Genomic DNA, 25,037 nt, shown 5'->3' with positions numbered 1-25,037 from the left:
GTTATGTGATGTTTCGGTGGAAAACTGAAGGCGACGAGATGGGGTGAGGGTGGATTGATTCGGTCTTTTCTTTTTTCGGCTGCTTGATTATTTTGGGAACGATCATGCGAGCCCTATTTCTTTTCCTGTTTGTTGGATCCATTTGTCTGATCCATCCGGCGATGGCTCAGAAGGTGGTGGTGGAACCAAGGCTGAACGTGTTTTTTGAAAAGCAAGGCCTTGAGGGATGCTTTTTGGTGCTGAATCCGGTCACGGACACGCTGCATGTTTACAATCCAGAGCGCGCCAAGCAGGGGTTTCTCCCAGCTTCGACGTTCAAAATTCCGATGGCTCTGATGGGCCTGGACACGGGAGCCGTGAAGGATGTGGAGGAGGTGATCCCCTATGGAGGGACGAAGGAGTGGCTGAAGGATTGGGAGCGGGACATGAACCTGAAGGAGGCGATGAAGCTGTCCAACGTGGCCATCTTCCATCAAGTGGCGAAGCGGGTGGGAATGGTGCGCATCAAAAGCTATCTGAGCTCCTTTGACTATGGCAACCAGCAGACGGGTGATGACATCGGGAGGCGGTTTTGGCTGGAGGGGCCACTGGAGATTTCGGCGCTACAGCAGGTGGAATTTTTGCGTCGGTTGTCAGACCGCAAGATTCCGCTGAAGAAGGAGACGCTACCTGCGGTGCGGGAGCTGACGATCTACGATAACATCCTGGGTGCTGCAATTTATGCAAAGACGGGATGGTCCGGCAGCACCGGCCAGCAGGTGGGGTGGTGGGTCGGCTGGGTGGAGGTGGAAGGGCTGAACTATCCGTTCGCTCTCAATGCGAAAATTCCGACGTTGGAGGATGCAAAAAAGCGTATCCCTGCGGCGCTCGATTGCCTGAAGGCGCTGGGGATTTGGAGCGGGAAGGAGGGATGATTTCGACGGACGGAGCCGATCCTGAGTTTTTTCAATTCAAGGTCTGATGTCATGAAAGCCCTTTCCAGGTATCTCCAGACTAGGCGATAACCGGGGGCGGCAATCATGGCGCGGATGAAGGCGAAGTTTTCGCCGCCGGAGTATGATGCTTTGTCAGATAGCCTGTTAGACCTTGAGGCTGCCCTCAATGGAATCGTCCATGGTTTTGCCGAGCAAGGCACCGACCATCATCTTGAGACCCGCGATGGCGTTGCCATGTTTGGTGTCCCAGTAGTAACCATCCTCCGGGGTGACCTTGATGACGGTGATGCGAGGATCATCCACACCGCCGGTGAACCAGGTTTTGATGATGGGGTTCCAGAGCTCTTTGATTTTGGCTTTGTCCCGAGAGATGGAGGCGGTGCCGTTAAGCTGGAGGAAATCGGAGTGGGCGGAACCCTGGAAGAAAAGGGTGACAGCGTGGTCGGTATCCAGCTCCTGGTTTTTGTGGCTGTCGTCGGCGCTGAGGAACCAAAGGCTGCCTGCATCATCCACCTGCTGGACGGCCATGGGGCGGGCGTGAGGTGCACCGCCTGTGGAGACGAGCGTGCAGAAGAAGCATGTCTGCGCCTTCTGGACGAGAGCCTTGATCTTTTCGATCGCGTCTTGGGCGCTGAGGTCCTGGTGATTGTCTTCGGTTTGCTGCTGTTGGATGGAGTTCATGGCCGTGGATGTTTCAAAGGAATCGCATCCCGGCTGGCATCCGGTTCCCGACCGATCATGTCTTGATAACGAAGCCAAACCCCGCATCCCCATGGCGCTGGATTGCCTCACGAAGTTGGGGCTTTGGTGAGCCTATTCCGCAAGGCGGATCTGGACGATGACGTCCATGTGCTGCTTTCCTTTGCCCCGAAAGCGGCCGCTCACAGGTTTGGCATCGTCGTAGTCACGGCCAATGGCGAGTTTGATGTAGCGGGAGTCGGCCTCGCGGTTGTGCGTGGGATCCCAGGCCTTCCAGCCATAGTTAGGCAAAAAGACCTCCATCCAGGCATGGGAGGCTTCGTTTTCATCGCCTGTTTTGCCATTGTAAAAGTAGCCGCTGACGTAGCGGGCGGGGATGCCCTGGCTGCGGCACAGAGCGATCATGACATGGGCGTAGTCCTGGCAGACACCGCGCCGATCTTTGAGGGCCTCAGCCGCATTGGTGTGCACGTGGGTCCAGTCTGGATCATAGGAGAAGATGCTATGGACGTATTGGCCGAGCTTGACCGAATCGGTCCAGATGTCTGTGACGGACTGGCCGATGATGTCCACGGCCTCTCGCCAAATGGCGACGTTTTGCGAGACGAACTTCGACTCGACGACGAAGTCGAAGTAGTTCTCATTCACCTTGGGATCATTCAGTGCCTCCAGGGGGAGGGATGACGGCGGGGCGGAGCGCGTATCAGACCGCGTTTCGATGAGGGATCGGGCCTCCACCTCCAGCGTCTCATGCGGCTGGTGGAGTTCGAAATGGTCCACACGGTTCAAATAGAAATCGCGGTGCGTGTGCATGGGCACATCCGGATTCAGCCGCAGGTCAAAGCTGGCGCAGCGCTGGAGGGGATCGGAAACAGGACAAAGGCGGGCGTCGTTGTAGCTGTCCAGCACGGGGCCGTCGTAATGAAAACGCGTGAGGTGGCGCACGCGGAGGCGCATTCCAGGTGATGGCGTGATGGCGGGTGGAAGATCGGGCATCCAGGAGGGGCGGGGATGTTCTCGGGCAGGGGGGACAGAATGGGTAAATAGTGCGACGCCAGCAGCAAGGGGAAATCACATTGGCTGCCGGGCGTTACACAGGTCGTCACCTGCCTAAGAGGCTCACTGCTGCTGTTGCTCCTGCTGCTGGTGAAAGCGGATCTCTGCCTGCATATCCACCGGAGGGTGATACATGAAGGTGGTGTAAAGATGCTCACCCAGAGCACCGATTTCCCGCTGTACTTCCGCAAGGAATTCATGGAGACCACGGCCGATGATGTCCTTGGCCGTGGTGAAGTTCAGATTGTTCAGGAACTTGCCAAAGCGGTGCTCGCCCTCGCTGCGATACTCGCCCGCAGGGGTGCCTGCGATGAGGTGGGCAAAGTCATCCATTTGCTGGAGGCAGAACATGAGGGAGCGGGGGAAGGTGTCTTCAAAGATGAGGAACTCGATCACCTTGGCAAAAAGAATATCCGCCACGTAAAAGCGGCGATACGGCTCGACCGCGCTGGCGGAACGGAGCACAGCCTGCCACTGCGCCGCATCCACAGCACCGCCCACGTCCGTGACCTTGGGCAGGAGGATGTGATACTTCATGTCCATGAGGCGCGTGGTTTTGTCCGCGCGTTCCAGATATTTGCCAAACTGGATGAACTCGAAGCCTTCGTTGCGGGAGAAGGTGGAAACGGTGATGCCCTGGAAGAGGTGGGAGTAGTATTTGATCTGGTCGTAAAAGGCGCTGGCACCCCCATCCCAGATGTTTTCAGGATCGCTGTTCTTGATGAAGTGGTAGGCGTCATTCAGCACCTCCCACATCTCGCTGGAAATCTGGTCGCGCACCTGGCGGGCGTTTTCACGGGCGTTGCCGATGCAGGTGAGGAGGGAATTTGGGTTCTCCTGGCGGAAGGTGACAAACTCCATCACACTTTCGCTATCAGCGACTTCGTAGAGCTCGAAGAACAGGTCTTCATCCGCCGTGGAACGGAGGATGGGCAGCCAGTGCTCTTTCATGGTCTCGTCAGAGACTTGGCCGAAGTCGAGAATGATCTGCAAATTGACATCCACAAGACGGGCGAGGTTTTCAGCTCGCTCAAGGTATCGGCTCATCCAATAAAGGCTGCCTGCGACGCGGGACAGCATCACATTGGCCTGTTTGTGGCGGGCGACTTCTTCTTGGGTTGGGGGTGGCTTGGGCATGGTCGGGAAGGGGGTAAAGGAAGGGAAGGCAGGTGTGGGCAGCGGTAAGGGTGAGCCGGAGATTTGCCTTATTGTGGAATGGAGTTTCTCAATACCCAGGTATCCTTCGAGCCCCCTCCCTGAGAGCTGTTGACGACCAAAGAACCTTTCTTCAAAGCCACGCGGGTGAGCCCGCCGGGCGTGACGATGATCTTTTCCCCATAAAGAATGTAAGGGCGCAGGTCGATGTGGCGACCTTCAAACTGATCCCCCGTCCAGGTGGGGTGGCGGCTGAGGGAGATTGGGTCCTGCGCGATGAAGTTGCGCGGGTTTTCCTCGATCATTTTGCGGAACTCTTCGATCTCGGCTTTCGAGGCCCAGGGGCCCATGAGCATGCCGTAGCCGCCGGCTTCATTGGCGGACTTGACGACGAGTTTGTCCAGATTGGCCAGAATGTGGGCGCAGTCTTTGGGCTCGGAGGCCAGGTAGGTATCCACGTTCGGCAGGATGGGCTCCTCACCGAGGTAGTACTTGATCATGTGAGGGACAAAGTAATAGACGACTTTGTCATCGGCGACGCCGGTGCCGATGCTGTTGGCGAGGCTGACATTGCCTGCGCGGTAGGCATTGACGAGGCCGGGGACGCCGAGCAGTGAATCGGCGCGGAAGACGGAAGGATCCAGGAAGTCATCATCAATGCGGCGGTAGATCACATCCACCTTCACCAGGCCGGCGGTGGTGCGCATGTACACTTTGAAATCACGGACGACGAGGTCGCGGCCCTCGACAATCGGGATGCCCATTTGGCGAGCGAGGAAGGCATGCTCAAAGTAGGCGCTGTTAAAGACGCCGGGGGTCAGCAGCACGCAGTTGGGCGCGTCATTGGCCTTGAAATTGGCCGGGGCGCAATACTGCATCACCTTCAGAAGTTCAGCCGGATAATTGCTGACGGAGTGGACGCCGCTGGCCTTGAAGAGCTCAGGAAAAGTACGCTTCAGGGCCGCGCGGTTTTCCAGCATGTAACTGGCCCCGGAAGGGCAGCGGAGGTTGTCCTCCAGGACGAGGTAACGGCCGTCCTTGTCGCGGATGAGGTCGGTGCCGCAGATGTGGACGTAGATGTCCTTGGGCACCTCAATGTGCATGAACTCCCGGCGGAAGTGTTTTGCACTCAGCACATACTGGGGCGGGATGACGCGGTCCTTGATGATCTTTTGGTCATGATAGATGTCATGCAGGAAAAGGTTCAGGGCGGTGATGCGCTGGATGAGGCCTTTTTCGACAATCTCCCACTCCTCCGCCGCGATGACGCGTGGGACACAATCGAAGGGGAAGATGCGCTCCGTGCCCTGGGAGTCGCTGTAAACGGTGAAGGTGACCCCACCCCGCATGAAGGAGGCCTCGACCGCGGCCTGCTTGTTGCGGAATTCGTTGGGTTCCACATCATTGAGCGCCGCAGCGACGCTGCGGTAGTGGGGGCGGGTGGTGCCGTCGGCGGTGAACATCTCATCGAAGAAGTTCTCCGGCTGGTAGTTGTCGAAAAGCATGGTGGTTGTAGCCTTGTTGGTTGGCTGGTGAGGTAAATTAGCAATTCTGAGGCCAAGATTGCGAACACGTCAGCGGACGTGCTGCAGTTTCAGCAAAGGGGCGGCTGGGGAGGCAAATTGGGCCACGTAAAGATTGCCCTCCGCATCGGCTGCGACGGCGTGGGGATGGATGAAGGTGCGGGCATCGCTTTTCAGGGGTTGCAGCACACCTTTTTCAAGGATGGCGGCAGGGGCTCCGACATTCGAGACGATGCGGAACTGGGCATCGAGGATGCTGATGAAGCCGGGCGAGTCACGATTCTGCGGCCATTGGTCGCCCAGATGCGGCATGAGGTAGTGGCCCTGCCAGGCGACGAGGTCGCGGGGATTGCCACCGGGGAAGGGGAACTTGTCCCCAAACTGGCCGTCGAGAGTGAAGCGTTTGATTTCCTGGCGGTCGCTCATGGCGATGATGATCCGGGGGCTGGCGGCATCGCTGAGATCCAGCAGGCCTCCATGCGGGCCCCAGTGGAGGAGCTGGTTTTCACCTTCGCCCAGATCGCCTCCCCAGGATTTGAGGAGCTGGCCCGTGGCATCGTAGTGGTGGACGTAGTCTTTGCCGTAGCCATCGAGCACCCAGAAATCGCCTCGGGGGTGATGCAGGGTTTTGGAGGGACGATACTCCGTGGCCTTGCTGTAAAGGCCGCTTTTCTCCGGCCAGGGATAGCGGGCCAGCTCGGTGCCATCAAGGGTGAGTTTGCGCACCTCGTGGAGGACAGTATCGGTGATGTAGAGGACTTCGGCGGCACCTTCTTGGACGAGGCTCATGCCGTGGGCACCGGGCATGCGGGCGGTCCACTGGCCCAATAGATCGCCTGTCTGGGGATCGAGGATGAGGATGTTGTTCTTCGGTTCATCCGTGAGCACGAAGAGGCGGCCCTGAGAATCAAAAGCCAGGGCATGGCCGTTTCTGATCGGTGCTGCGGTGAGAGCGGCCTGAGCCCAGCCTTTGATTAGGCGATATTGAAACGGCTTCTGTCCCAGCAGCTCGTCTGCTTGGGCGTTGCCCAAAAGGCACAGGGCCAGGATCAATATTCGAAGCATTCCTCAGGCAATCACAAGAGGCTTGTGTAGGGAAGAGCAAATCACTGGAGGCTGTGCGATTGATGCGTGGATGAGGTGGCTCACTCGCATCGTGCTCTGTGCTCAAATCACGGTGCTAAACCGCACAAAGAAGCCGCTTTTGCAAGGCTCTGAATCTGGTGCTCTCAAGGCCTGGGGCCTTGGAAATTGGTCGGGCCGGCGAGATTCGAACTCACGACCTCTTGCACCCCATGCAAGCGTTCTACCAGGCTGAACTACGGCCCGACCTTTTGGCAGGGCTTTTAGGGCCCGGCTGGGAAGTGGATAGTGGCGTTTACCTTTTGCGTTTGCAACTGAGATGTTGATTAAAACGGAGATTCTTTTCGAGTTTCAGAAGGCGGTTTGCTGCTTGTTCCGCGTTTTCCCTTGAGAAAAATCCTATCATCTTGGATGGTTGCTGATGATGATCCTGCCGGAGCAAGACAAGACCGTGAGCTGGGGCCGAAAAGGTTCCCAAATGATTCTCACTTTGGCCTGTCTTGTCATTGTGCTCGCCGGGATGAAGGCAGCAGCAGGTGTGCTGGTGCCCATGGTCTATGCCTTCTTTCTCGCGGTGCTGAGCTTTCCTCTTTTGCGCTGGCTGACACGGCACCGCATACCGGGTCCTGTGGCCTTGGCCATGACCTTGTTGGTGAACTTGGGCGTGCTCGCAGGTTTGATCACCCTGGCCGTGCGCCTGCTCATCAGCTTCAATGCTGACCTGCCACGCTACCTGCGTGGCATCCAGCGGTATCTGACGGATTTTGGCGTGTGGCTGGATGACAACGGCATCGAAGGGGCCAAGGAGATGATGGGCAGTCTGTTTGACTGGAATACCATCATTGGTTATGCCACGCAGCAGGATGTGATGTCCCGCATTGGCGCGATGCTGGGAAGCACGTTTGGCACCCTGGCGACCGTCTTTGCGGGGTTGGTGATGATTCTCATCCTGATGATGTTTGTGCTGATGGAGGCCACCGGGACTCATCGCCGCATTGTGGCGGTTCACTTGGCAGGCGGGCCCGATTTCAGCGGCCTGATGCGCAGCGTGACGGACATCCAGAAGTATCTCGGGATCAAGACCTTGATCAGTGCCCTGACCGGGCTGCTGGCAGGTGCCTGGTGCTGGTTTTTTGATCTCCAGTATCCGTTGCTCTGGGCCATTCTGGCTTTTATTTTTAACTATATCCCCGCCGTGGGAAGCTCGGCCGCCAGCATCCCGGCCATTGTGGAGGCCCTCGTCCAGCATGGCGGCGGGGCGGCCCTAGGCATTGCGCTGGGCTATGGCGGCATCAATTTTGCCCTGGATAACTTTGTGCAACCGCAGCTTCTCGGGAACCGCTTTGGCATCTCCGCACTGGTGGTGGTGCTGTCGGTGATTTTCTGGGGCTGGCTCTGGGGCCCGATGGGAATGTTCCTGGCCGTGCCGTTGACGATGGTGATGAAGGTGCTGCTGGACAACAGCGAGGAATTTCGCTGGGTGTCCGTGGCGATGTCGCAGAAGAAGGTCCGGCGCGGAGAGGTGGAGGTGGTGGGCTACGACCTCGATGAAAATGAGGTCGTCGGCGGAGGTGCCAGCACGGAGAATCCGCAGCACGACTAGCCGCCTTATTTGCGCCAGAGCCACTTCATGGCCTCAGGAAAGAGAGAGGCACCATGCTTGCTGTTATGCTGGCCGTCGCCGAATTCAAAGTGGTGGTCATAGCCCATGAAGGTGAGGGCCCTGTCCATTTGCTGATTGGCCAGCGGCCAGTTGCCAAAGGGATTGTCCAGGTCATTGGCGCCGTCCTGCAGGTAGATGCGCAGGGGTTTGCGTTCCGTGATGCGGATGAGGTAGGGGTAAACATGACCACCGGCCAGGTCCACATAACTGCCAATGGTGGAGAAGACCTTGCGGAACTTGTCCGGCCGCTCCCAGGCGACGGTGAAGGCGCAGATGGCCCCGCTGCTGGCTCCGGCGATGGCCCAGCCTTCGGGGTTGTCGGTGACGCGGTAGTCCTTGGTCACCTGCGGGATGATCTCTTCCAGCAGGAAGGTGGCGTAGGTGCTGCCTAACGCATTGTATTCCTTGCTGCGGTTGTTGTTTTTCCAGGCGCTGGCAGGCTTGGGGCTGGTGACCGCATGCCCTGGGTTGATGAAGATGGCGAGGGTGGGGGCCATGTCACCGCTGGCGATGAGGTTGTCAAAAACCGTGGGCACCCGCCATGCACCTTTGAGGCCGACATAATCATGGCCATCCTGGAAGACCATCAGGTTGGCTGGCTGCTCTGCCTTGTATTGGGCGGGGACATAGAGCCACCAATCGCGCACGGTCCCGGCATAGATCTTCGATTCATGCGCAGGCATGGCGATGACACGGCCTTTGGGCACATCGGCCTTCTCCTGGGAGAGGGCGGTCAGTTTGTAGTCATCAATGGCGTGGGCGGCGGAGCAAAGCAGGACGAGCAGGCTGGCAATCAGGCGCATGAGAGAATGAGAAGCAAAGGATGGGACGGGAGGATCGGGGCGGCACTACTTCACTTCCTTTGCCGCTTGTTCGCCTAACTGCAAGGTAGGAACGGTGGCTTCATCACTGACGATGAGGCTGACCCAGTGACCTGCCACGGCATGGGCTGGGAAACCGCATGCGAGAGCAAATTCACCGGCTTCGTCAGGCACGAAGCTGAATTCAGCCTTGCCCATGGTCATGCCAGTCAGGTGTTTCGGCGAGGCCCCGCCTTCAAAGTAGGGCTCAGGCACCTGCAGCTTTTTGGTTTCGCCTTTTTCAATGACGATGGCGCTGTGTGGGATGGGGCTGGGATTGATGAAAGTGACGTGGACGCGCCAGCCGGTGGGGATGGTGAGAACGGCCTTGCCATGCGAGTAGCCGTTGAAATTCATGCCGTAATTGGCGGCATTGAAGGTGGCGACGAGGGTGACTTTGACGCTCTTGGGGCCTTCGCCGGGTTTGAGAAGATCCTCGGATGTGATGCCTGCAAACAGCTCCTTTTTAAGACCTGGAATTTCCGTGCTGTGGTCATGGGCCGGAGGCGGAGTCTGGGCCAGGGAAAGCGTTGCAAAACCAACGAGAGGGAGAAGGAGGCTGCGAAACATGGGGGAGGGTATGGAAGATGAAAGCACACGGAGAAGCACTGCTCCTCCGTGTGTTTTTAAGGGGTGAAGAACTGAGGGCTTTATTTGGCCGCGACAGGGGCGGTGACGGCATCCTTGCCCACTTTTTGAGTGGGGACAATCTTCCAGAGGGCACCGCGCTCGCTGGTGTAGGGATCCACTGGGCCGCCGTAGTTGGCGGTGGCGTGAGTGAGGTAAATGGCACCATCCGGGCCCGTGCCGCTGCCGGTGGGGCGGATGCCATCGGCGAGGTCCAGCAGCTCCTGCATCTGCCACTTGCCGTCCACCTGCTTCATGCCCCAAACCTTACCGCTACCCCAGTCGGCGGAGAAGTAGGTGCCTTCCAGTTCAGGATACTCGGTGCCGCGATAGATGCCCAGGTTGATGACGCAGATGCCTTGATCCACATGGCTGTATTCTGCGATGGGCTGCACGCCCACCTTGGGATAGTTCTCAGGATCCACGGCGGTCTCGGTGCCATCCGGATTCTTCTTCACGATCATGGGGAAGGGGTGGCTGCCGCACATGAACTTCCAGCCGTAGTTTTCACCACCTTTGCTGCTGGCCGGCTGCATGTTGATCTCTTCCCAGTGGTTCTGGCCGATGTCGGCGATGTACATGTCGCCAGTTTTGGAATCAAAGCTGAAGGTCCATGGATTGCGCAGACCGTAAGACCAGATTTCAGGCTTGGCCTTGGGGCGGACTTTCGAGAAGGCCTCTTCGCTGACTCCAAAGAGGGTCATCTGTTGCAGAGGCGTGATGAACGGATTGTCCTTGGGGATGTCGTAGGCGCGGTCCGCACTGGATTTGTTGACGTCAATGCGCAGCATCTTGCCTAACCAAGTGTGCAGATCCTGGCCGGCATTGATGACATCGCCCTCCCAGCCGCCGTCGCCCACACCGATGTAAAGGTAGCCGTCAGGACCAAACGCGATCTGGCCGCCGTGGTGGTTGCAGTATGGGAAATCGATCTGCATGATCACCTTCGCGCTTTCAGGGTCCAGGCGATCTGGATTGCCCTTGGAGACGGTGAACTCGGTCACCATGGTGGCACCGTTGAACCACAGGTCGGCATAGGCCACATAGACTTTGCCATTGCTCTTGAAGTCCGGGTGGAAGGCCATGCTGAACATGCCCAATTCCAGGAAGGATGAGATTGTTTTGTCCTTGAGGTCCAGGAAGGGGCGCTTCGTCTTCTTGCCGTCCTTGATGATCTGGATGACGCCTGGGCGTTCCACCACAAAGATGCGGCCAGTGCCGTCATTGGGGGCGGCCACGCTGACCGGGTCCACCAGATCATCGGCCACTTTGACCAGGCTGATGGCGACATTGCCTGGCAGTTTGCCACCGGGCTGGGCAGGTTTGGTTTCAGCGGCAAAGGTGGGGCCAGTGAGAAGCGCGAGCAGGGTCAGCAGGGCAGGTTTGATTTTCATGAGGCTTGGTTGGGCGTGTTGGTTGCCAGACGTAAACGCCGTCAGGCTAAAAAACTCACGCCTGCTAGACAAGCCTGAAATGTTTTTGCCGGAATGCTCCATGCCCGTGCAGAGGCGGCGATGGGTTTGTCCATCCGGCACCGGGCAGCCATGGACAGAAACAAAACAGCCCACCGGCCGCAAAGTGCCGGAGGGCTGGATGAGGAGGATCTGTGGCTGAACGTTAGGCCCCGCCTTTGGCGATTTTTTCGCAGCTCTGCACGTCGAGTTTGCCCGAGGAAAGGATGGGGATGTCGGCCACGCGGATCATCTTTTTCGGGATCCACAGCGGCGGCATGCCTTTCTCCAGAAGGCGGTAGCGCAGGTCCAGGATTTCCTGGTGTTCGGGACCGCCTGGGATGGCGGTCAGCAGGATGAGGGCCTCGCCTCTTTCCACATCCGGGATACCGACGACGGCGATTTTGCGCGAGCTCTCATTTTCCAGGCCCATGGCTTTGATGAGGGCTTCTTCGACGGTTTCGTGAGGCACCATCTCGCCACCGATCTTGGAGAAGCGGCTAAGACGGCCTTCAATGTAGAGGAAACCATCCATGTCCACGCGGCCGATATCGCCCGTGCGGAACCACCCGTCTGCGTCGATGACTTCCGCCGTGCGTTTGGGATCCTGAAGGTAGCCGTCAAAGACGTTCGCCCCTTTGAACCAGATCATGCCGCTGGAATGCAGCGACTGAGGTTCATTTGTTTCCGGATGGGTGATGCGTACGGCGAGGCCGGGAATGACGTGGCCGACGCTGCCTGGGCGGTGATTGGGAATCCACACATGGCCGCTGGTTTCGTTGCCCAGCGGCACCGGGTCCGGAAGGTTGACGTTGGAGACGGGCGAGGTCTCGGTGAGTCCGTAACCTTCAAACACCTTTTTGTCGAAGCGCTGCTCAAAGGCGCTGGAGACCGTCGGCGGCAGTTTTTCAGCGCCGGTCACCACCATTTTCAGTGAGGCCAGCGACTCCCGGTTTACTCCACGCAGGTAACCGCGCAGGAAGGTGGGGGTGGCGATCATGAGGGTGACGCGGTATTTTTCGATCAGTTCACCCAGTTTCTTGGTCTCCAGCGGGCTGGGGTACGTGACCAAGTTCAGGCCGCTGATGATCGGATACCATAGGGTGACGGTGCAGCCGAAGCTGTGGAACAGTGGCAGGCTGCCCAGGATACTGTCATTCGACTTCATGCCGAGACGGCTGCTGAACTGGATGACATTGGCCATCACGTTCCGGTGCGTGAGGGCTACCCCTTTAGGATTGCCGGAACTGCCGCTGGTGAAAAGGAGAATGGCTTCTTCACTGCCGCCTTTTTTCGGGACGCCGAGGACGGTAGCCAGCACGGATGCCGGCAGCACTTTGCTGAGGGCCAGCCAGAGGACGATCTGAACCTTGATCTTCGGCAGGATGCGCTCAATGAGCATGAGCTGCTTCATCGGCGGCCAGGGAAAGCTCTGCATCTTGCGCACAAAAATGTCGGCCGTGATGAAGCGGTCCAGGTCCGCCGCCTTGATCGCGTATTCCACAGAGGTTCGCCCGGCAGTGAAATTGAGGTTCACCGGAATTTTGCCGGCGAGCAGGACCGCGACGTTGGCGATGAGACCACCCAGCCCAGGAGGCAGGATGATGCCGACACGCTTTTTGTTAGTCTCGGCCTTGATGACCTTGGACAGCGCAATGGATGCGGCCAGCACCTTGTCGTAGGACCGGCAATTGTCATCCTTGCCATCCACCACTTGATTGCTTGTGCCATGTAGCTTCAGGCCTTTGAGCAGGGCATAGGCCAGGTGCATCTCCAGGGCAGGGAGGTGGTTGAAGGCTTTTTCCGTCAGGAGAAAGAGTGCCTGTTGATAAGCGGCGAGGGTGATGTCGTCGCCCGAAATCAGGGGGCCGATGGCCATGAAGGCATCGGACTCATCCGGCTGACTTTCAATGCTGAGGGTAAGGTCGATTCTAGGCTGAACAAACACCGGCAGGACAGGGCAAGCGGCCTTCAGCAGGAACTCTAGCCTAGCTCCTGGAACGGTGGTGAGCGGTGCATGGGCCGTGGCGGCCTCCGCTGGCAGGTAGATGATGATGGCCCCTTTTTCCAGCTCGCCAGCCAGCGCTTTCCGGTAAGCGTGGGCATCGGTGAGATCCGGCGGGATGACCAGCGCATGCGCGCCCTCTTTCTCCACATGCGCCTTCATCTCGGGAGGCAGGGCCGCCCCTTGCTCCAGGAGATACACAATGTCATGCCCTTCCAGCAGTGACTCCAAATGTCTCAGTTGCGGGTAGCTGAGGCGCGATGGCAGAATGAGGTAGCCACCGTTTGCAGGCAGATTTTCTTTCCCCAGAAGGGTAAGGTTTTTCAGCGAAACTGGCTTGTCCGTAGGCATGGGGAGTGGTGGCGAATGGGTAAACAGGAGAGTAAGCGATGAACCATGCGCATTTCCAGCGCGAAAAGGATCATCTCCGAGATAACAAAGTTTTTTGAGCCGATGGCGACCCTGATTCCGCATGGGTGGATGACAGGCCGGAATGTCCTGAATCCACACTTGCTATGACGACTATTTCTACATCATCTTTCCACATGACCGAGCGCACCTTTGCATCCCACGACGGAGCCGGACTTTTTTATCGGGCCTGGCTGCCCTTTTATCAGGCCAAACAAGCCATCGTCATCATGCATCGCGGTCATGAGCATTCCGGGCGGATGCTTGAGCTGGCCAAAGCCCTGGACATGCCGGAGACCGCCATCTTCGCCTGGGACCAGCGCGGCCATGGTCAGTCTCCCGGACCCCGCGGCGGAGCAGAAAACTTAGGGGTGGTCATTCGGGATGTGGAGGCATTCTTCCAACACATCGAAAAAACCTACGCCATTGCGCGTGAAAACATCGTCCTGGTGGCCCACAGCGTGGGTGCCGTGGTGGCCGCCGCCTGGGTGCACGACTACGCTCCGCGTCTGCGCGGCCTTGTTCTGGGCACGCCCGCCTTTCAGGTGAAACTCTACGTGCCGCTGGCCGTGCCGCTGCTGCGATTCAAGGAAAAGCTGCTGCCCGGCGGCGTGGTGAAAAGCTACGTCAAATCCCGCGTGCTGACGCATGATCCAGAGCAGCAGCGCGCCTACAATGAAGATCCGGCCATCTTCAAGGAGATCTCCGTCAACATCCTGCTGGACCTCTTTGATACTGCCCGCCGTGTGGTGGAAGATGCGGCGGCCATCCGCGTCCCGACGCTCGTTTTCAGCGCCAGCCAGGACTGGGTGGTGCACACGGGACCTCAGCGCGCCTTCTTTGAGCGGCTAGGCTCGGCGGACAAGGAATTCCACACGCTGCATGGCTTTTACCACGCCATCTTTCATGAGGCGCAGAGGGAGGTGGTCTTCAATCGCGTGCGCGCTTTTGCAGAGCGGCTTTTTTCCAAACCTCCGGTTAAACTGGCCCCGCTGCTGGATGCTGACATCCGTGGCCACACACGCACGGAAAGGGATGATCTGGCCGCTTCCCGAGATTGCCTCTCTTCCCGCGTCACCCGCCGCGTGTTCGGCACTCTGGGCCGCCTGAGCAATGGCATTTCCCTGGGCTGGAAGGCCGGTTTTGATTCCGGTCGCACGCTGGACTACGTCTATAAAAACAAACCTTCAGGAAAGCTCATCCTGGGCTGGTTCATGGACAAATCGTATCTGGACAGCCCTGGCTGGACGGGCATCCGCTGGCGCGGGCAAATGCTGCAAAAAGTACTGGCCGAAGTCCTCGCTCAGGCCGGCCCGCAACCGCATCTGGTGGATATCGCCTGCGGGGGCGGACGCTACATTTTGCAGACCTTGCATGATCATCCGGAGTTGCCCGTCACCGCCGTATTGCGCGACTACCAGCAGCCGAATTTGGACACGGCGAAAGCCACTGCCGAACAGTTCGGCCTAACAGATCGTGTGACCTTTGTGCAGGCCGATGCCTTTGCCCGCAGTTCCCTGGCCGCGCTCACCCCCGCGCCCAATGTGGCGGTTGTCTCCGGCCTGTATGAGCTCTTCAATGCCAATGCGCCGGTGCTGGAATCTCTCAAAGGTCTGGCCGATGTCATGGCCCCTGGCACACGCCTCGTTTACACCAATCAGCCCTGGCACCCTCAGTTGAAGTTCATCGCCCACGTGCTGACCAACCGTGAGGGCCAGCCCTGGATCATGCGGCGGCGCACCCAGGAAGAGATGGATGACCTCGTGAGCGAGGCCGGCTTTGTCAAAGAGCGCCAGGAGACCGATCCCGCGGGCATCTTTACCATCAGTGTGGCACGAAAACTCTAGCCTGATCGGCAAAGCCGGCTACCGCGTTTTTTCCCATGCACGAAAGTTCCATGCTGACCCGAGGGGCCTCCCTCCGGCCCACCTTCTTCCAGGCTGCCCTTGTCAGCGCCTGGACTAGCATCGTCTTCCTGGTCATCTACAATGCCAGCAACTGGATCACCGGCCTGCGGCCCGATGTGCAGACCGCCGCCTTTGGCAGGGAGCGCCTCTTCCCTGTGGTCGAGTGGATGATCGTCCCGTACTGGTCGCTCGATGCCTTTTTTGTCGTCGCCCCGTTTCTGTGCTCGGACCGCCAGGAACTGCGCGTGCTGCGCCGTCGCTTGGTGCTTTCCAATGTGATCGCGGGTGTCTGCTTCCTGCTCATCCCGCTGGAGCTCGCCTGGGCGCGGCCAAAGATCACCGAAGGCATGTTCGAGCCCTGGTTCCGCGCCATCCAGGCGATGGATGCTCCGCACAATCTCTTCCCCAGCCTGCACATTGTCCTGCGCACCATCATGGCGGTGCATTACGCCAGGCATTCACGGGGTGTGTTGCGCATCGTTCTGCACATCTGGTTCAGCCTCATCGGCATCTCCACCCTGCTCACGTGGCAGCATCATCTGGTGGATGTGCTAGGCGGCTTCCTGCTCGCCGCCGTCATCTTCCACGTCGTGCCGGATCAGGAAGAAAAAGCATCGGCAAATCGTCGCATCGGGTTCTATTACCTCGCCGCCTCGCTGCTCCTCCTCTTCGCCTGCCGTCTCACGTTGCCCTGGACTCTCCTCCTGGCCTGGCCCGCCGCAGCCCTGGGCACCGTCGCAGCGGCCTCCTTCGGCGTCGGCGCTGCCGTTTTGAAAAAAACACGTGGCCGCATCCCCACCACCACCCGCTGGCTGCTGGCCCCCTGGATGCTCGGGCAGGAGCTCTCCTGGTGGCACTACCGCCGCCAGTCGGCCAAGTGGAATCAGCTCACCCCCCGCGTCTGGATGGGCCCCCTGCCAGATGATGCCACCGCCATCGAACTCCTCGAAGCCGGCGTCACGGATGTGCTGGATCTCACCGCCGAATTCGATGCGCCCGAGGCCTTTCGCCTCATGCCCGGTTATAAAAACATGCCCGTGGCAGATCTCACCGCCCCCACCCAGGATCAGCTCAAAACCATGGCCGAATACATCGAGCGAGTGCGCAAGGACGGCATCGTCTTTGTCCATTGCAAGGCAGGCTACTCCCGCACCGCCGCCGCCGTGGGCGCGTGGTTGCTGCAAAGCGGCGGCACCACCGAGGCTGCCATCCGTCAGATGAAGGACGCACGGCCCGGCATGATCGTCCGCCCGGAGGTCGTGCGCGCCCTTCGCGAAATGGAGTTATCCCTCACCGCCCCAGGCCGTGAACCTGTTTTGAGTTGAAGACAAGGCCGGGCCGGGAGATGGGGCTACCATGATGATGGATGAACCCCTTAAATTTATCCGGATCTTCCCGCTCTTGCTTGCCGGGGGATTCTCGGCGTTTCCCCGCCAGTTCGCGCCCTGGGCCTTCGGCACCGCTTTTGCCAGGATGGGCTACGGCTATGCCAAGCTGTTGTATCTGGCCCTGAATCTCGAAAGCATTTACACCCTCTGTGTCAATGCCGCGCCCGAGGCCGCCACCAGTTGGTCGGCATTCATCGGCATGGTGGCCTTCACCGGGTGGATCTACATGATGTTCTCCGGCACGGCCGATATTTGGTTGGGATTGATGAGGTTACTCAGAGGCGAATTGCCCGAGGTCATCCGCCATCCCTTTGGCGCCAGGGGTTTCGTGGATTTCTGGAACCGCTGGGGAGTCCTGCCAGTCAATCACGTCCCCACGGCTTCATCGGCTCTCCTTCGTTGCGGCCTCTTGGCGCTCAGTCTTCTTATTGCTCAGGGGTTTAGCTACGGCTTGTTGCTTTGGCTCCTGCTCCAGGCCTGCCTCATTGGGTTAGACTCTTGGTTAGGCCGTTTCCAGGTGTGGACCGTGAAGATTCCCCGTTGGATCAAAAACATCCTGGTCATTGTCGCTTTTACCTTGAGCACCCCCTTGCTCTACGGCGGCGGTTGGGATCTCGCCCTGCAGGAATGGGGCCGTCTTTTCAGTGCCTCCCCCGCGACCGTGTACTCCGTCTTTCTCGATGCCCGTCTCACCACCCCGCATGTTTGCTGGCTCCTGTGGATCAGCGTCCTCACCGCCCTCGTCCTGCCAGGCTTTTCCTGGTGGATGGCGCGCGGCCCACGTCTTCGCCTCCTTGCCAGAAGCACCGGCATTCTCCTGTTAGGATCCATGGTTTTGATCAGCATCTCGCACACTGAATCCGCTTCTCCCCCCCTCGTGCGGGCCGGGAAATGGCTTCGTAATCTTTCCAGCCAGGCTGGGAGCCGTGGCGTTCACCAGGGGGCCGATGGCTGGCTCTATCCGGATTCGGATCTCCACCGCCTCACTCAAAAGCGACACACCCCGGGTCAGGTCGAGTCCATCCTCAGCCTGCAAAAGGAACTGCAAAGCCAGGGCGGTCATCTGCTGCTTTTGCCCATCCCCGACAAGATCAGCCTCCGGCCCGAACCCATCCTCCCTGCCAGATACAAAGGTGCTGTTCATCCCTTGGGTTATCACGCGTCGATTCAGCGGCTCAAGACCGCCGGCGTGGATGTTCTCGACATGACCGAAAAACTTTGGGATCAGCGCAACCGCCTCCCCCTCCACTTCCATCAGGACACCCTCTGGACCGCCGAGGCCATGAAGGAAATCGCCGTCCACACCTCCCGCCACATCCGCAAAACTTACCCCCAGGTCGTGATGGATGAAACCCCTCTCGTGGATGCCCAGTTCATCGAGCGCCAAGACCTCGGCAACCTCGCCCGCTTCCTGCACCGCCACCCCGAACACACCTGGTCCGCAGAGACCACCCAGATGGTCGGCCTGCGCGGCCTCACCGGGGCCGAAACTTCCCCCGTCCTCATCATCGGCGGCGATCTCGTCCGCGCCTACGATGACCCCACCCTCAGCTTCCCCCCCGCTTCCGTCACCGATGCTCCGGCTGGCTTCCCCACCCAGCTCGGTGCCCTCATCGGCCGCGCCCTCGCCGTCACCGACGAGGCTTCTCCCACTCCTCCCATCAGCGGCAAAAAACTCGTCATCTGGATCGTCAGGGCAGGGGAGCTGTAAGCGAATCCAGCTCCCAAGTGAAGCTGGCACTCCTGCCTGCTTTCTGTCGTCCTACCCGGAAGAAGAAAGGTCAGCTCAAAGAGGGGCCATCACCCTCTGAAAAGTACTCCAGAGCTTTAGCTCGGAAAAACTGCGCTTCAGCTTCAATCCCGCATCCCCCAAAGACTTGGGAAAATGGTGCCTTTGGTCTCAACAAACGAAGTCCAAACGACATCACCCTCTGAAAAGTACTCCAGAGCTTTAGCTCGGCAAAACTCCGCTTCGAATCCAATTCCGCATTGCCTCAGGATTTGCAAAGGTGCCTCGGTCTCAACAAACAAACTCCAAACGACATCCTCCCAAAAAGTACTCCAGAGCTTTAGCTCGGCAAAACCCCGCATCAGATTCAATTTCGCATCCCCCAAAGACTTGAAAAAAGGTGCCTTGGTCTCAACAATCGAAGTCCAAACGACATCCCCCTCTGAAAAGTACTCCAGAGCTTTAGCTCGGCAAAACTCCGCTTCGAATCCAATCCCGCATTTCATCAGGCCCTGAAAATGGTGCCTTTGGTCTCAACAAACGAAGTCCAAAAAACATCCTCCCTCGCCCCGCTTGCGGCGAGTAGGGCTAGGGGTGAGGGGCCGTCGATGCACGCAAAACCCCCCCGAGAGGAGCGCGGACACTCTTGTCCGCATCCATTCAAGTGCGGCGAAGCCGCGAAGTATCCCAGTGGCGACTCGATCACCTCACGGCTACCTTCGGAGCTCCTGTCCGCATCCAATCCTCCCCCCCTCCCTACTCCAGCAAATCCGGCCGCATCCTCCGCGTCCGCTCCAGCGCCTGCTTCTGCCGCCATTCCGCGATCTTCGCGTGATTCCCGCTCAGCAAAATGTCCGGCACCCGCAGCCCCTGAAACTCCGCCGGCTTCGTGTAATGCGGCGCTTCTAGCAAGCCCGCTGGGCCAAAGGATTCCTCCACCGCGCTCAGGTCATCGCCCAGCACTCCCGGCAGCAGCCGCACGATCGCGTCCATCACCACCACCGCCGCGATGGCTCCATTCGTCAGCACATAGTCCCCCAGGCTCAGCTCCTCATCCACCCAGTGGTCCACCACCCGCTGGTCCATGCCCTCATAGTGGCCGGATAGAAAAATCAGATGCTCCTCCCCCGCCAGCCGCTGTGCCGCCGCTTGGTTAAAAGGCTTCCCGGCAGGCGACATCAGGATCACCCGGCTGCCCTCTGCATGCACCTTTTCCAGCGTCGCAAACAGCGGCTCCGGCCTCAGCAGCATGCCCTGCCCACCGCCATACGGCGTGTCATCCACCTGCTTGTGTTTGCCCAGCCCCTGCTCGCGCAGATCATGCACCCCCACCGTGATCGCCCCCTTCTCCTGGGCCCGCCCCATGATGCTCGTGCCCATCGGCACAGTGATGAGTTCAGGAAAAAGAGTAATGACGTCCAGGCGCACAAAGGAGCTATGGCTTGGAGGGAAGGGGAGTGCAAGCAATGGAAACCACTCAGCCGATAGGAGTCGGTCCCACCGATTCTGTTTGGGGTACATTTTTGTACTCGCTCATTTTCGCATCAACCAGTAAGTTGACTATAGCGAACTAAGTCAGATAAACTAATCAATGCTCTTCCACAGAAAAGCCGCAAATCAACATAGATGTCGCAGATAAAAAATCTGAGACGAAAATAAATCTGTTAATCCCCTTGTCTTCAGAATCAGTCTATGTCAGCGAGCAATCAAAATTATGTCTGCTTTGATTGCAGGACCGCGATCCGCCACCCCAAGACTGTTACAAAAGCTCCTCACTGTCTGAGTTGCGGTGTTGAGTGCTTTAACCTTGGATATAAAGTTGAGGTTCCGAGGCACGATGACTTCAAGGCGTGGCGTGAGCTACGGGCAGAATGCGAGAGCCGTGTGGCTGCTTCGAGACATGAACTTGTAATCAGGAGTGTGCGGAAGCAGCACTTTTTAGAACAAGAGATTAACCGGATGAGACTGATGCCCGAGAATCGAGATCGAAGTCGACGGATCCAGCAACTTAATGATCAACTTACGACACTCCTCACAAGAACAATCTGAGAGCAACTCTCGCCAGCCGTCCAGTCTCGATGATTCGACACAAATCCCATTTCAACCCCAACGGGTGAGACCCCTTCACCTAATTGAGTGCCTTTCCAGAACCTTCATCCAAAAATGAAAACAACTCTCCTTTTTTTCGCGTTCTTGACCTCCCTTTTTGCAGGGGATGTACCTGAGGTCGTGAGAACGGCATCTCCAGACGGTGCTTTTCGAGTGAGCATTGCCAAAGTGGGAGACACAAATACGACTCGATTAGAGATCAAAGGCAAGGATGGGAAACTTCTTTTTACTTCCTCTCCACAAATTGACGCAACGGCCATTTTTGATTTCTATCCCGACCACCTTCGGTGGAGTCCAGACTCTAAGATTCTGGCGATTCCGGCTGGCTTCCCAAAGTTATTCCAGACCTACCTCTTTGCTTGGGACGGCACCAAATTTCAATTCATTGCCATGCCAAAAATAGCCGCAGGAGAAGACAATCCTTGGATTTATCCGGTTGAGTGGAGGGGGAATCATATTCTACATCTGACCTTCACAGGTCCACATGCAGGTAAGGCTGATGACAACGGCTACAAAGGGACCGCTGTCGTGCAGGTTGATCTTCAAACGAAGACTTCAAAGAAGATCTCGGAGAAGGTGAAACGGTATGGCCCAACCGAATAACGACACCAAACAAGTCAGGGGGGCAATGGCCGATAACGCCGCTATTTTTGTTTCGTTCGAGCCTCATCTATACCAAGAGATGGCGATCCAAAGGCAAACCGCGATCACGTAAGCGCGGAGCAGAGCGTTGCTGTTCCAGATTTCTTCCAGCAGGGGTCGGTCGGTGATAATCTCAGCGGTGGCGGTGATGCGGACTTGGTTGTCGTCGTCGGTGTAGCAGTGCTCGGCACCATACGATTCCATTGCATTTCTCACATTATAGAATATCATTTAACAATGATAAACTTATCTCCGTCCTCCACCCACTGGAGAACGGTGTGCGCCTCCAAAGTCAACTTCAATACTTTATGGTTTTTATGAATCTGCCGTTCTCCATGATCCCCAAGCTTCCCCACATGGGGAAATCTGTCCCCATGGAATCCCCATCGTAAAATACTGAAGATCAAGGTTTAGCGACTCGGAATCCCCAAATGGGGAGATTTTTAGAATCATCCCCATCCCCACCCAAAGCTCTCGCTGGCTTCCGTTTCTCAAATCGCCATAAAAACACGATTCATCTCTAAGCCGTCAGCACATCTTCCTCAGCCATATTGGTTCAAAAATAGGCGGCATCAGCTCAGAGATACGCTTTCCAAGGACGACGGCCTCCAGCGGACACTCTCAGGACAGCCGCACCTCATGATACTCCAGCGCCCATTCCTTCATGTACCGCACCCGGTGGGGCGTGAACTTGTAGATGATAAGTTCAGGGTTGTTGATGTCGCGGAGGTAGGTGCGCAGCAGGGCGTTGCTGTTCCAGATGTCTTCAATCTGGGCACGCTCGGTGAGGATCTCGGCGGTGGCGGTGATGCGGACCTGGTTGTGGTCGTCGTCGGTGTAGCAGAGCTCGGCTTTCGGGTTGGCAGCGAGTTCGGCGGTTTTGCCGTAACGGCGCAGGTTGGCCACATAGACGATGAAGCCGTCGGTTTTCACCGGGGAGACGGGCCGCACGCGGGGTTGGTCGCCGTCCATCGTCGCCAGCACCGGGAACTTGGCGCTTTTCATCGTCGCCAGCGCCAGGGCGGGCAGTTCGGCAGGATCAAGAGGGGCGGGTTGGGGCATGGGAGAGGAACAATATTCAATAAACGGTGTTCAGCGTTCAGTTTTATGAAGCCGTTCGAAAGGAGCATTCAAGAACTTGCGAAGCGACAGCCGATTGAAATGGGAAACCGCCCTGAGAACTGCCTCCCCCGCCATGAGCCAGACGCCCTTGTCAAGCCTGAGGCGCAAACAAAAGTTTCGCCGGGGCCACGTTCCAGAGTTGCCCCCGCTCCCCCCTTTCGCTACCTCACTTCCGGTCGGTTGAGCGTGCCCAGGCACCTTTGACCGCTGACCTTTGACTTTCCGACCTCTGCTTTTCGACCCCCCGCCTATCTCCAACCATGTCTGCCGCCAACGAACTCAACATCAACATCGCTCATGTCGAGCGTGTCGCCAAAGAACTGGGCCTGCGCGCCATCCAGGTCGGCGCGACCGCCCAGCTTTTTGCCGATGGTGCCACGGTACCCTTCATCGCCCGGTATCGTAAAGAGGCGACCGGGTCCATGGACGAAGTCCAGATCCAGAATGTGAAGGAACGCATGGAGCAACTGGTGGCCCTGGATGACCGCCGCACAGCCATCGTGAAATCCCTGGAAGAGCGCAATCTCATGACCGACGTGCTGCGCGCGAAGATCGAGAAGGCGGAGACGATGAATACCCTGGAGGACATCTTTGCCCCCTTCCGGCCCAAGCGCCGCACCCGCGCCACCATCGCCAAAGAAAAAGGCCTGGAGCCGCTGGCGGATTTCATTGAGGCGAACCTCTTCACCCATGGCGTGAATGTGGATGAGGAAGCCGCCAAGTTTGTGAACCCGGATGCCGCCACGGATGAACTGAAGGTGAAGGACGTGGCCGATGCCCTCAGCGGCGCGCGCGACATCATCGCCGAGCGCATCAGCGACCACGCCGATGCCCGTGCCGCCCTGCGCAAGCTGTTCAGCGAGCAGAGCACCGTCGTCTCCAAGGTCATGTATGGCAAAGAAGCCGAGGCCGATGCCCAGAAATTCCGTGATTACTTCGACTGGTCCGAGCCGCTGAAATCCATCCCCTCCCACCGCATGCTGGCCATCCGCCGCGGTGAGAAGGAGGGCTTCCTGCTCATGCGCATCAATCCCCCGGAAGATGCCGCCGTGCAGATTCTCACGAACCTGTTTGTGAAAGGCGCCAATGCCTGCTCCGACCAAATGAAGCTGGCCTGCGCCGACAGCTACAAGCGCCTGCTCAGCAGCAGCATGGAGACGGAAGCCCGCCTGGAATCCAAGAAAAAGGCCGATGGTGAAGCCGTGCGTGTCTTTGCCGACAACCTGCGTGAACTCCTGCTCACCGCTCCGCTGGGGCAGAAGCGCGTGCTGGGCATTGACCCTGGCTTCCGCACGGGTTGCAAAGTCGTGGTGCTGGATGCTCAGGGGCAGCTCCTGTTTAACGATGTGATCTATTTGTTAGGCGAAGGCAACAGCCTCATGCAGGCGAAGACGCTGATCATGAACTTGGTCGAGCGTTACAAGATCGAAGCCTTTGCCATCGGCAACGGCACCGCCAGCCGTGAGACGGAGGCCTTCATCAATAAGATCGGCGTGCCGAAGTCCATCCCCGTCCTCATGGTGAATGAAAGCGGTGCCTCCATTTACAGCGCCAGCGAAGTGGCACGCGAGGAGTTCCCCAACCACGACATCACCGTGCGCGGTGCCGTCTCCATTGCCCGTCGTCTGATGGACCCGCTGGCCGAATTGGTGAAGCTGGATCCCAAGTCCATCGGCGTGGGCCAGTATCAGCATGATGTGGATCAGAACCAGCTCAAGAGCAGCTTGGACAATGTGGTGATCAGCGCGGTGAACGGCGTGGGCGTGGAGATCAATACCGCCAGCAAGCAGCTCCTCAGCTATGTCTCCGGCCTCAACAGCACCCATGCAGCGAACATCGTGGCCTTCCGCAATGAGAACGGTGCTTTCAAGACTCGCAAGGACCTGCTGAAGGTGCCGCGCCTGGGGGACAAGGCCTTTGAACAGGCCGCCGGATTCCTGCGCATCCGTGGCGCGGCCAACCCGCTGGATGCCAGCGCCGTCCACCCCGAGCGTTACCCCTTGGTGGAAAAGATGGCCGCCGACCTGGGCTGCACCGTCGCTGACCTCATGCAGAAGGCCGAGCTGCGCCAGAAGCTGGATCTGAAAAAGTACGTCAGTGAAGAAGTGGGCCTGCCGACACTCCAGGACATCATGAACGAACTGGCCAAGCCAGGCCGCGATCCGCGCAAGCAGTTTGAAGTCTTCAACTTCGCTGAAGGCGTCAATGACATGAAGGACTTGACCGTGGGCATGAAGCTGCCGGGCATCGTTACGAACGTCACCGCCTTCGGTGCCTTTGTGGACATCGGCGTCCATCAGGACGGCCTCGTCCATGTCAGCCAGCTCAGCGACACTTTTGTCCGCGATGCAGCCGAAGTGGTGAAGGTGGCCCAGAAGGTCATGGTCACCGTCACCGAGGTGGACATCCAGCGCAAACGCATCGCCCTCAGTATGAAGTCCAAACCTGACTTCGAGAAGAAGACCGGTGGCGGTGCTGCCGGCGGCCCACGCCCCGCAGGGCAGGGAGGCCAGGGTGGACAAGGCGGTGGCAATCGCAGCTTCGGCGGTGGTGGTGGCAGCAACCGCAGCAGTGGCGGCGGCATGGGCAACCCCTTCGGCGGTGGCGGCGGCGGTGACTGGTTCACGGCAGCCTCACAGAAAGGTAAAAAGTAAGGCGGCCTTCAGTCATTCACG

The 25,037-nt window shown here is 58.4% G+C and carries 20 protein-coding genes and 1 tRNA gene; 7 read left to right on the top strand and 14 right to left on the bottom strand.

Features of this window, described 5'->3' with window-relative positions; genetic code table 11:
• Positions 1-104: 104 nt before the first annotated feature.
• Positions 105-914 (top strand): penicillin-binding transpeptidase domain-containing protein, encoded by an 810-nt coding sequence (locus ABEB25_RS17755; protein WP_345737773.1) that lies wholly within the window; start codon positions 105-107, stop codon positions 912-914.
• Between the two features lie 165 nt (positions 915-1,079).
• On the opposite strand, the gene ABEB25_RS17750 is transcribed toward ABEB25_RS17755, so the two are convergent.
• The 6 genes from ABEB25_RS17750 to ABEB25_RS17725 form a co-directional block, all read right to left on the bottom strand.
• Positions 1,080-1,616: a pyridoxamine 5'-phosphate oxidase family protein gene (locus tag ABEB25_RS17750; protein ID WP_345737772.1), complete on the bottom strand. Its 537-nt coding sequence runs from the start codon at positions 1,614-1,616 to the stop codon at positions 1,080-1,082.
• A gap of 132 nt (positions 1,617-1,748) precedes the next feature.
• The gene (locus tag ABEB25_RS17745) at positions 1,749-2,630 is read right to left on the bottom strand and encodes a transglutaminase family protein (RefSeq protein WP_345737771.1); all 882 of its coding nucleotides are present in this window, start codon (positions 2,628-2,630) and stop codon (positions 1,749-1,751) included.
• Positions 2,631-2,753: 123 nt separating this feature from the next.
• Entirely contained in the window at positions 2,754-3,827 is a 1,074-nt protein-coding gene (locus tag ABEB25_RS17740) for an alpha-E domain-containing protein (RefSeq protein WP_345737770.1), read from the bottom strand.
• 68 nt (positions 3,828-3,895) lie between these two features.
• Positions 3,896-5,350, bottom strand: coding sequence for a circularly permuted type 2 ATP-grasp protein (locus ABEB25_RS17735; protein WP_345737769.1), 1,455 nt, complete (start codon positions 5,348-5,350; stop codon positions 3,896-3,898).
• 69 nt (positions 5,351-5,419) lie between these two features.
• Entirely contained in the window at positions 5,420-6,433 is a 1,014-nt protein-coding gene (locus ABEB25_RS17730) for an NHL repeat-containing protein (protein ID WP_345737768.1), read from the bottom strand.
• A gap of 187 nt (positions 6,434-6,620) precedes the next feature.
• Positions 6,621-6,697, bottom strand: a tRNA-Pro gene (locus tag ABEB25_RS17725).
• 232 nt (positions 6,698-6,929) lie between these two features.
• Between ABEB25_RS17725 and ABEB25_RS17720 the strand changes: the two genes are divergently transcribed.
• Entirely contained in the window at positions 6,930-8,054 is a 1,125-nt protein-coding gene (locus tag ABEB25_RS17720) for an AI-2E family transporter (protein WP_345737767.1), read from the top strand.
• 5 nt (positions 8,055-8,059) lie between these two features.
• Here the strand turns inward: ABEB25_RS17720 and ABEB25_RS17715 are convergent, their stop codons facing one another.
• The 4 genes from ABEB25_RS17715 to ABEB25_RS17700 all read right to left on the bottom strand — a co-directional run bounded on the left by ABEB25_RS17715 (position 8,060) and on the right by ABEB25_RS17700 (position 13,408).
• A complete protein-coding gene (locus ABEB25_RS17715; RefSeq protein ID WP_345737766.1) occupies positions 8,060-8,917 on the bottom strand; it encodes an alpha/beta hydrolase in 858 nt (285 codons plus the stop codon).
• Between the two features lie 45 nt (positions 8,918-8,962).
• Entirely contained in the window at positions 8,963-9,544 is a 582-nt protein-coding gene (locus ABEB25_RS17710) for a sulfocyanin-like copper-binding protein (protein WP_345737765.1), read from the bottom strand.
• An 80-nt stretch (positions 9,545-9,624) separates the two neighbouring features.
• Positions 9,625-10,995, bottom strand: coding sequence for a PQQ-dependent sugar dehydrogenase (locus ABEB25_RS17705; RefSeq protein ID WP_345737764.1), 1,371 nt, complete (start codon positions 10,993-10,995; stop codon positions 9,625-9,627).
• Between the two features lie 223 nt (positions 10,996-11,218).
• Complete coding sequence (locus tag ABEB25_RS17700) at positions 11,219-13,408, bottom strand: AMP-binding protein (RefSeq protein ID WP_345737763.1); 2,190 nt, start codon at positions 13,406-13,408, stop codon at positions 11,219-11,221.
• Between the two features lie 194 nt (positions 13,409-13,602).
• Here ABEB25_RS17700 and ABEB25_RS17695 point away from each other — a divergent pair, with 194 nt between their 5' ends.
• Genes ABEB25_RS17695 through ABEB25_RS17685 form a run of 3 tightly spaced genes read left to right on the top strand, consistent with a single transcriptional unit; the run spans position 13,603 to position 18,471 of the window.
• Entirely contained in the window at positions 13,603-15,312 is a 1,710-nt protein-coding gene (locus tag ABEB25_RS17695; RefSeq protein WP_345737762.1) for a bifunctional alpha/beta hydrolase/class I SAM-dependent methyltransferase, read from the top strand.
• Positions 15,313-15,347: 35 nt separating this feature from the next.
• On the top strand, positions 15,348-16,697 hold the full coding sequence (locus tag ABEB25_RS17690) for a phosphatase PAP2/dual specificity phosphatase family protein (protein WP_345737761.1): 1,350 nt from the start codon (positions 15,348-15,350) through the stop codon (positions 16,695-16,697).
• A gap of 31 nt (positions 16,698-16,728) precedes the next feature.
• Positions 16,729-18,471 carry an alginate O-acetyltransferase AlgX-related protein gene (locus ABEB25_RS17685; RefSeq protein ID WP_345737760.1) on the top strand — a complete coding sequence of 581 codons (1,743 nt, stop codon included), beginning with the start codon at positions 16,729-16,731 and terminating at the stop codon, positions 18,469-18,471.
• A 143-nt stretch (positions 18,472-18,614) separates the two neighbouring features.
• On the opposite strand, the gene ABEB25_RS17680 is transcribed toward ABEB25_RS17685, so the two are convergent.
• Entirely contained in the window at positions 18,615-18,995 is a 381-nt protein-coding gene (locus ABEB25_RS17680; RefSeq protein WP_345737759.1) for a hypothetical protein, read from the bottom strand.
• 250 nt (positions 18,996-19,245) lie between these two features.
• Positions 19,246-19,917 (bottom strand): tRNA (guanosine(37)-N1)-methyltransferase TrmD, encoded by a 672-nt coding sequence (gene trmD, locus ABEB25_RS17675; protein ID WP_345737758.1) that lies wholly within the window; start codon positions 19,915-19,917, stop codon positions 19,246-19,248.
• Positions 19,918-20,652: 735 nt separating this feature from the next.
• Between trmD and ABEB25_RS17670 the strand changes: the two genes are divergently transcribed.
• The gene (locus ABEB25_RS17670; RefSeq protein WP_345737757.1) at positions 20,653-21,201 is read left to right on the top strand and encodes a hypothetical protein; all 549 of its coding nucleotides are present in this window, start codon (positions 20,653-20,655) and stop codon (positions 21,199-21,201) included.
• Positions 21,202-21,264: 63 nt separating this feature from the next.
• Here the strand turns inward: ABEB25_RS17670 and ABEB25_RS17665 are convergent, their stop codons facing one another.
• Together ABEB25_RS17665 and ABEB25_RS17660 are read right to left on the bottom strand one after the other, a co-directional pair.
• Positions 21,265-21,444, bottom strand: coding sequence for a pyridoxamine 5'-phosphate oxidase family protein (locus tag ABEB25_RS17665; protein WP_345737756.1), 180 nt, complete (start codon positions 21,442-21,444; stop codon positions 21,265-21,267).
• A 417-nt stretch (positions 21,445-21,861) separates the two neighbouring features.
• Entirely contained in the window at positions 21,862-22,302 is a 441-nt protein-coding gene (locus tag ABEB25_RS17660; protein WP_345737755.1) for a pyridoxamine 5'-phosphate oxidase family protein, read from the bottom strand.
• Positions 22,303-22,622: 320 nt separating this feature from the next.
• Between ABEB25_RS17660 and ABEB25_RS17655 the strand changes: the two genes are divergently transcribed.
• On the top strand, positions 22,623-25,016 hold the full coding sequence (locus ABEB25_RS17655; RefSeq protein ID WP_345737754.1) for a Tex family protein: 2,394 nt from the start codon (positions 22,623-22,625) through the stop codon (positions 25,014-25,016).
• The last annotated feature ends 21 nt before the right edge of the window (positions 25,017-25,037 follow it).

Source organism: Prosthecobacter algae (genome assembly GCF_039542385.1).
GTDB lineage: Bacteria > Verrucomicrobiota > Verrucomicrobiia > Verrucomicrobiales > Verrucomicrobiaceae > Prosthecobacter > Prosthecobacter algae.
This window is presented reverse-complemented; position numbering and strand designations above follow the sequence as displayed.

Coding starts and splice junctions, on each gene's coding strand:
- ABEB25_RS17755 (WP_345737773.1), top strand. CDS start 105: ATGCGAGCCCTATTTCTTTTCCTGTTTGTTGGATCCATTTGTCTGATC.
- ABEB25_RS17750 (WP_345737772.1), bottom strand. CDS start 1,616: ATGAACTCCATCCAACAGCAGCAAACCGAAGACAATCACCAGGACCTC.
- ABEB25_RS17745 (WP_345737771.1), bottom strand. CDS start 2,630: ATGCCCGATCTTCCACCCGCCATCACGCCATCACCTGGAATGCGCCTC.
- ABEB25_RS17740 (WP_345737770.1), bottom strand. CDS start 3,827: ATGCCCAAGCCACCCCCAACCCAAGAAGAAGTCGCCCGCCACAAACAG.
- ABEB25_RS17735 (WP_345737769.1), bottom strand. CDS start 5,350: ATGCTTTTCGACAACTACCAGCCGGAGAACTTCTTCGATGAGATGTTC.
- ABEB25_RS17730 (WP_345737768.1), bottom strand. CDS start 6,433: ATGCTTCGAATATTGATCCTGGCCCTGTGCCTTTTGGGCAACGCCCAA.
- ABEB25_RS17720 (WP_345737767.1), top strand. CDS start 6,930: ATGATTCTCACTTTGGCCTGTCTTGTCATTGTGCTCGCCGGGATGAAG.
- ABEB25_RS17715 (WP_345737766.1), bottom strand. CDS start 8,917: ATGCGCCTGATTGCCAGCCTGCTCGTCCTGCTTTGCTCCGCCGCCCAC.
- ABEB25_RS17710 (WP_345737765.1), bottom strand. CDS start 9,544: ATGTTTCGCAGCCTCCTTCTCCCTCTCGTTGGTTTTGCAACGCTTTCC.
- ABEB25_RS17705 (WP_345737764.1), bottom strand. CDS start 10,995: ATGAAAATCAAACCTGCCCTGCTGACCCTGCTCGCGCTTCTCACTGGC.
- ABEB25_RS17700 (WP_345737763.1), bottom strand. CDS start 13,408: ATGCCTACGGACAAGCCAGTTTCGCTGAAAAACCTTACCCTTCTGGGG.
- ABEB25_RS17695 (WP_345737762.1), top strand. CDS start 13,603: ATGACCGAGCGCACCTTTGCATCCCACGACGGAGCCGGACTTTTTTAT.
- ABEB25_RS17690 (WP_345737761.1), top strand. CDS start 15,348: ATGCACGAAAGTTCCATGCTGACCCGAGGGGCCTCCCTCCGGCCCACC.
- ABEB25_RS17685 (WP_345737760.1), top strand. CDS start 16,729: ATGATGATGGATGAACCCCTTAAATTTATCCGGATCTTCCCGCTCTTG.
- ABEB25_RS17680 (WP_345737759.1), bottom strand. CDS start 18,995: ATGAAATGCGGGATTGGATTCGAAGCGGAGTTTTGCCGAGCTAAAGCT.
- ABEB25_RS17670 (WP_345737757.1), top strand. CDS start 20,653: ATGAAAACAACTCTCCTTTTTTTCGCGTTCTTGACCTCCCTTTTTGCA.
- ABEB25_RS17665 (WP_345737756.1), bottom strand. CDS start 21,444: ATGGAATCGTATGGTGCCGAGCACTGCTACACCGACGACGACAACCAA.
- ABEB25_RS17660 (WP_345737755.1), bottom strand. CDS start 22,302: ATGCCCCAACCCGCCCCTCTTGATCCTGCCGAACTGCCCGCCCTGGCG.
- ABEB25_RS17655 (WP_345737754.1), top strand. CDS start 22,623: ATGTCTGCCGCCAACGAACTCAACATCAACATCGCTCATGTCGAGCGT.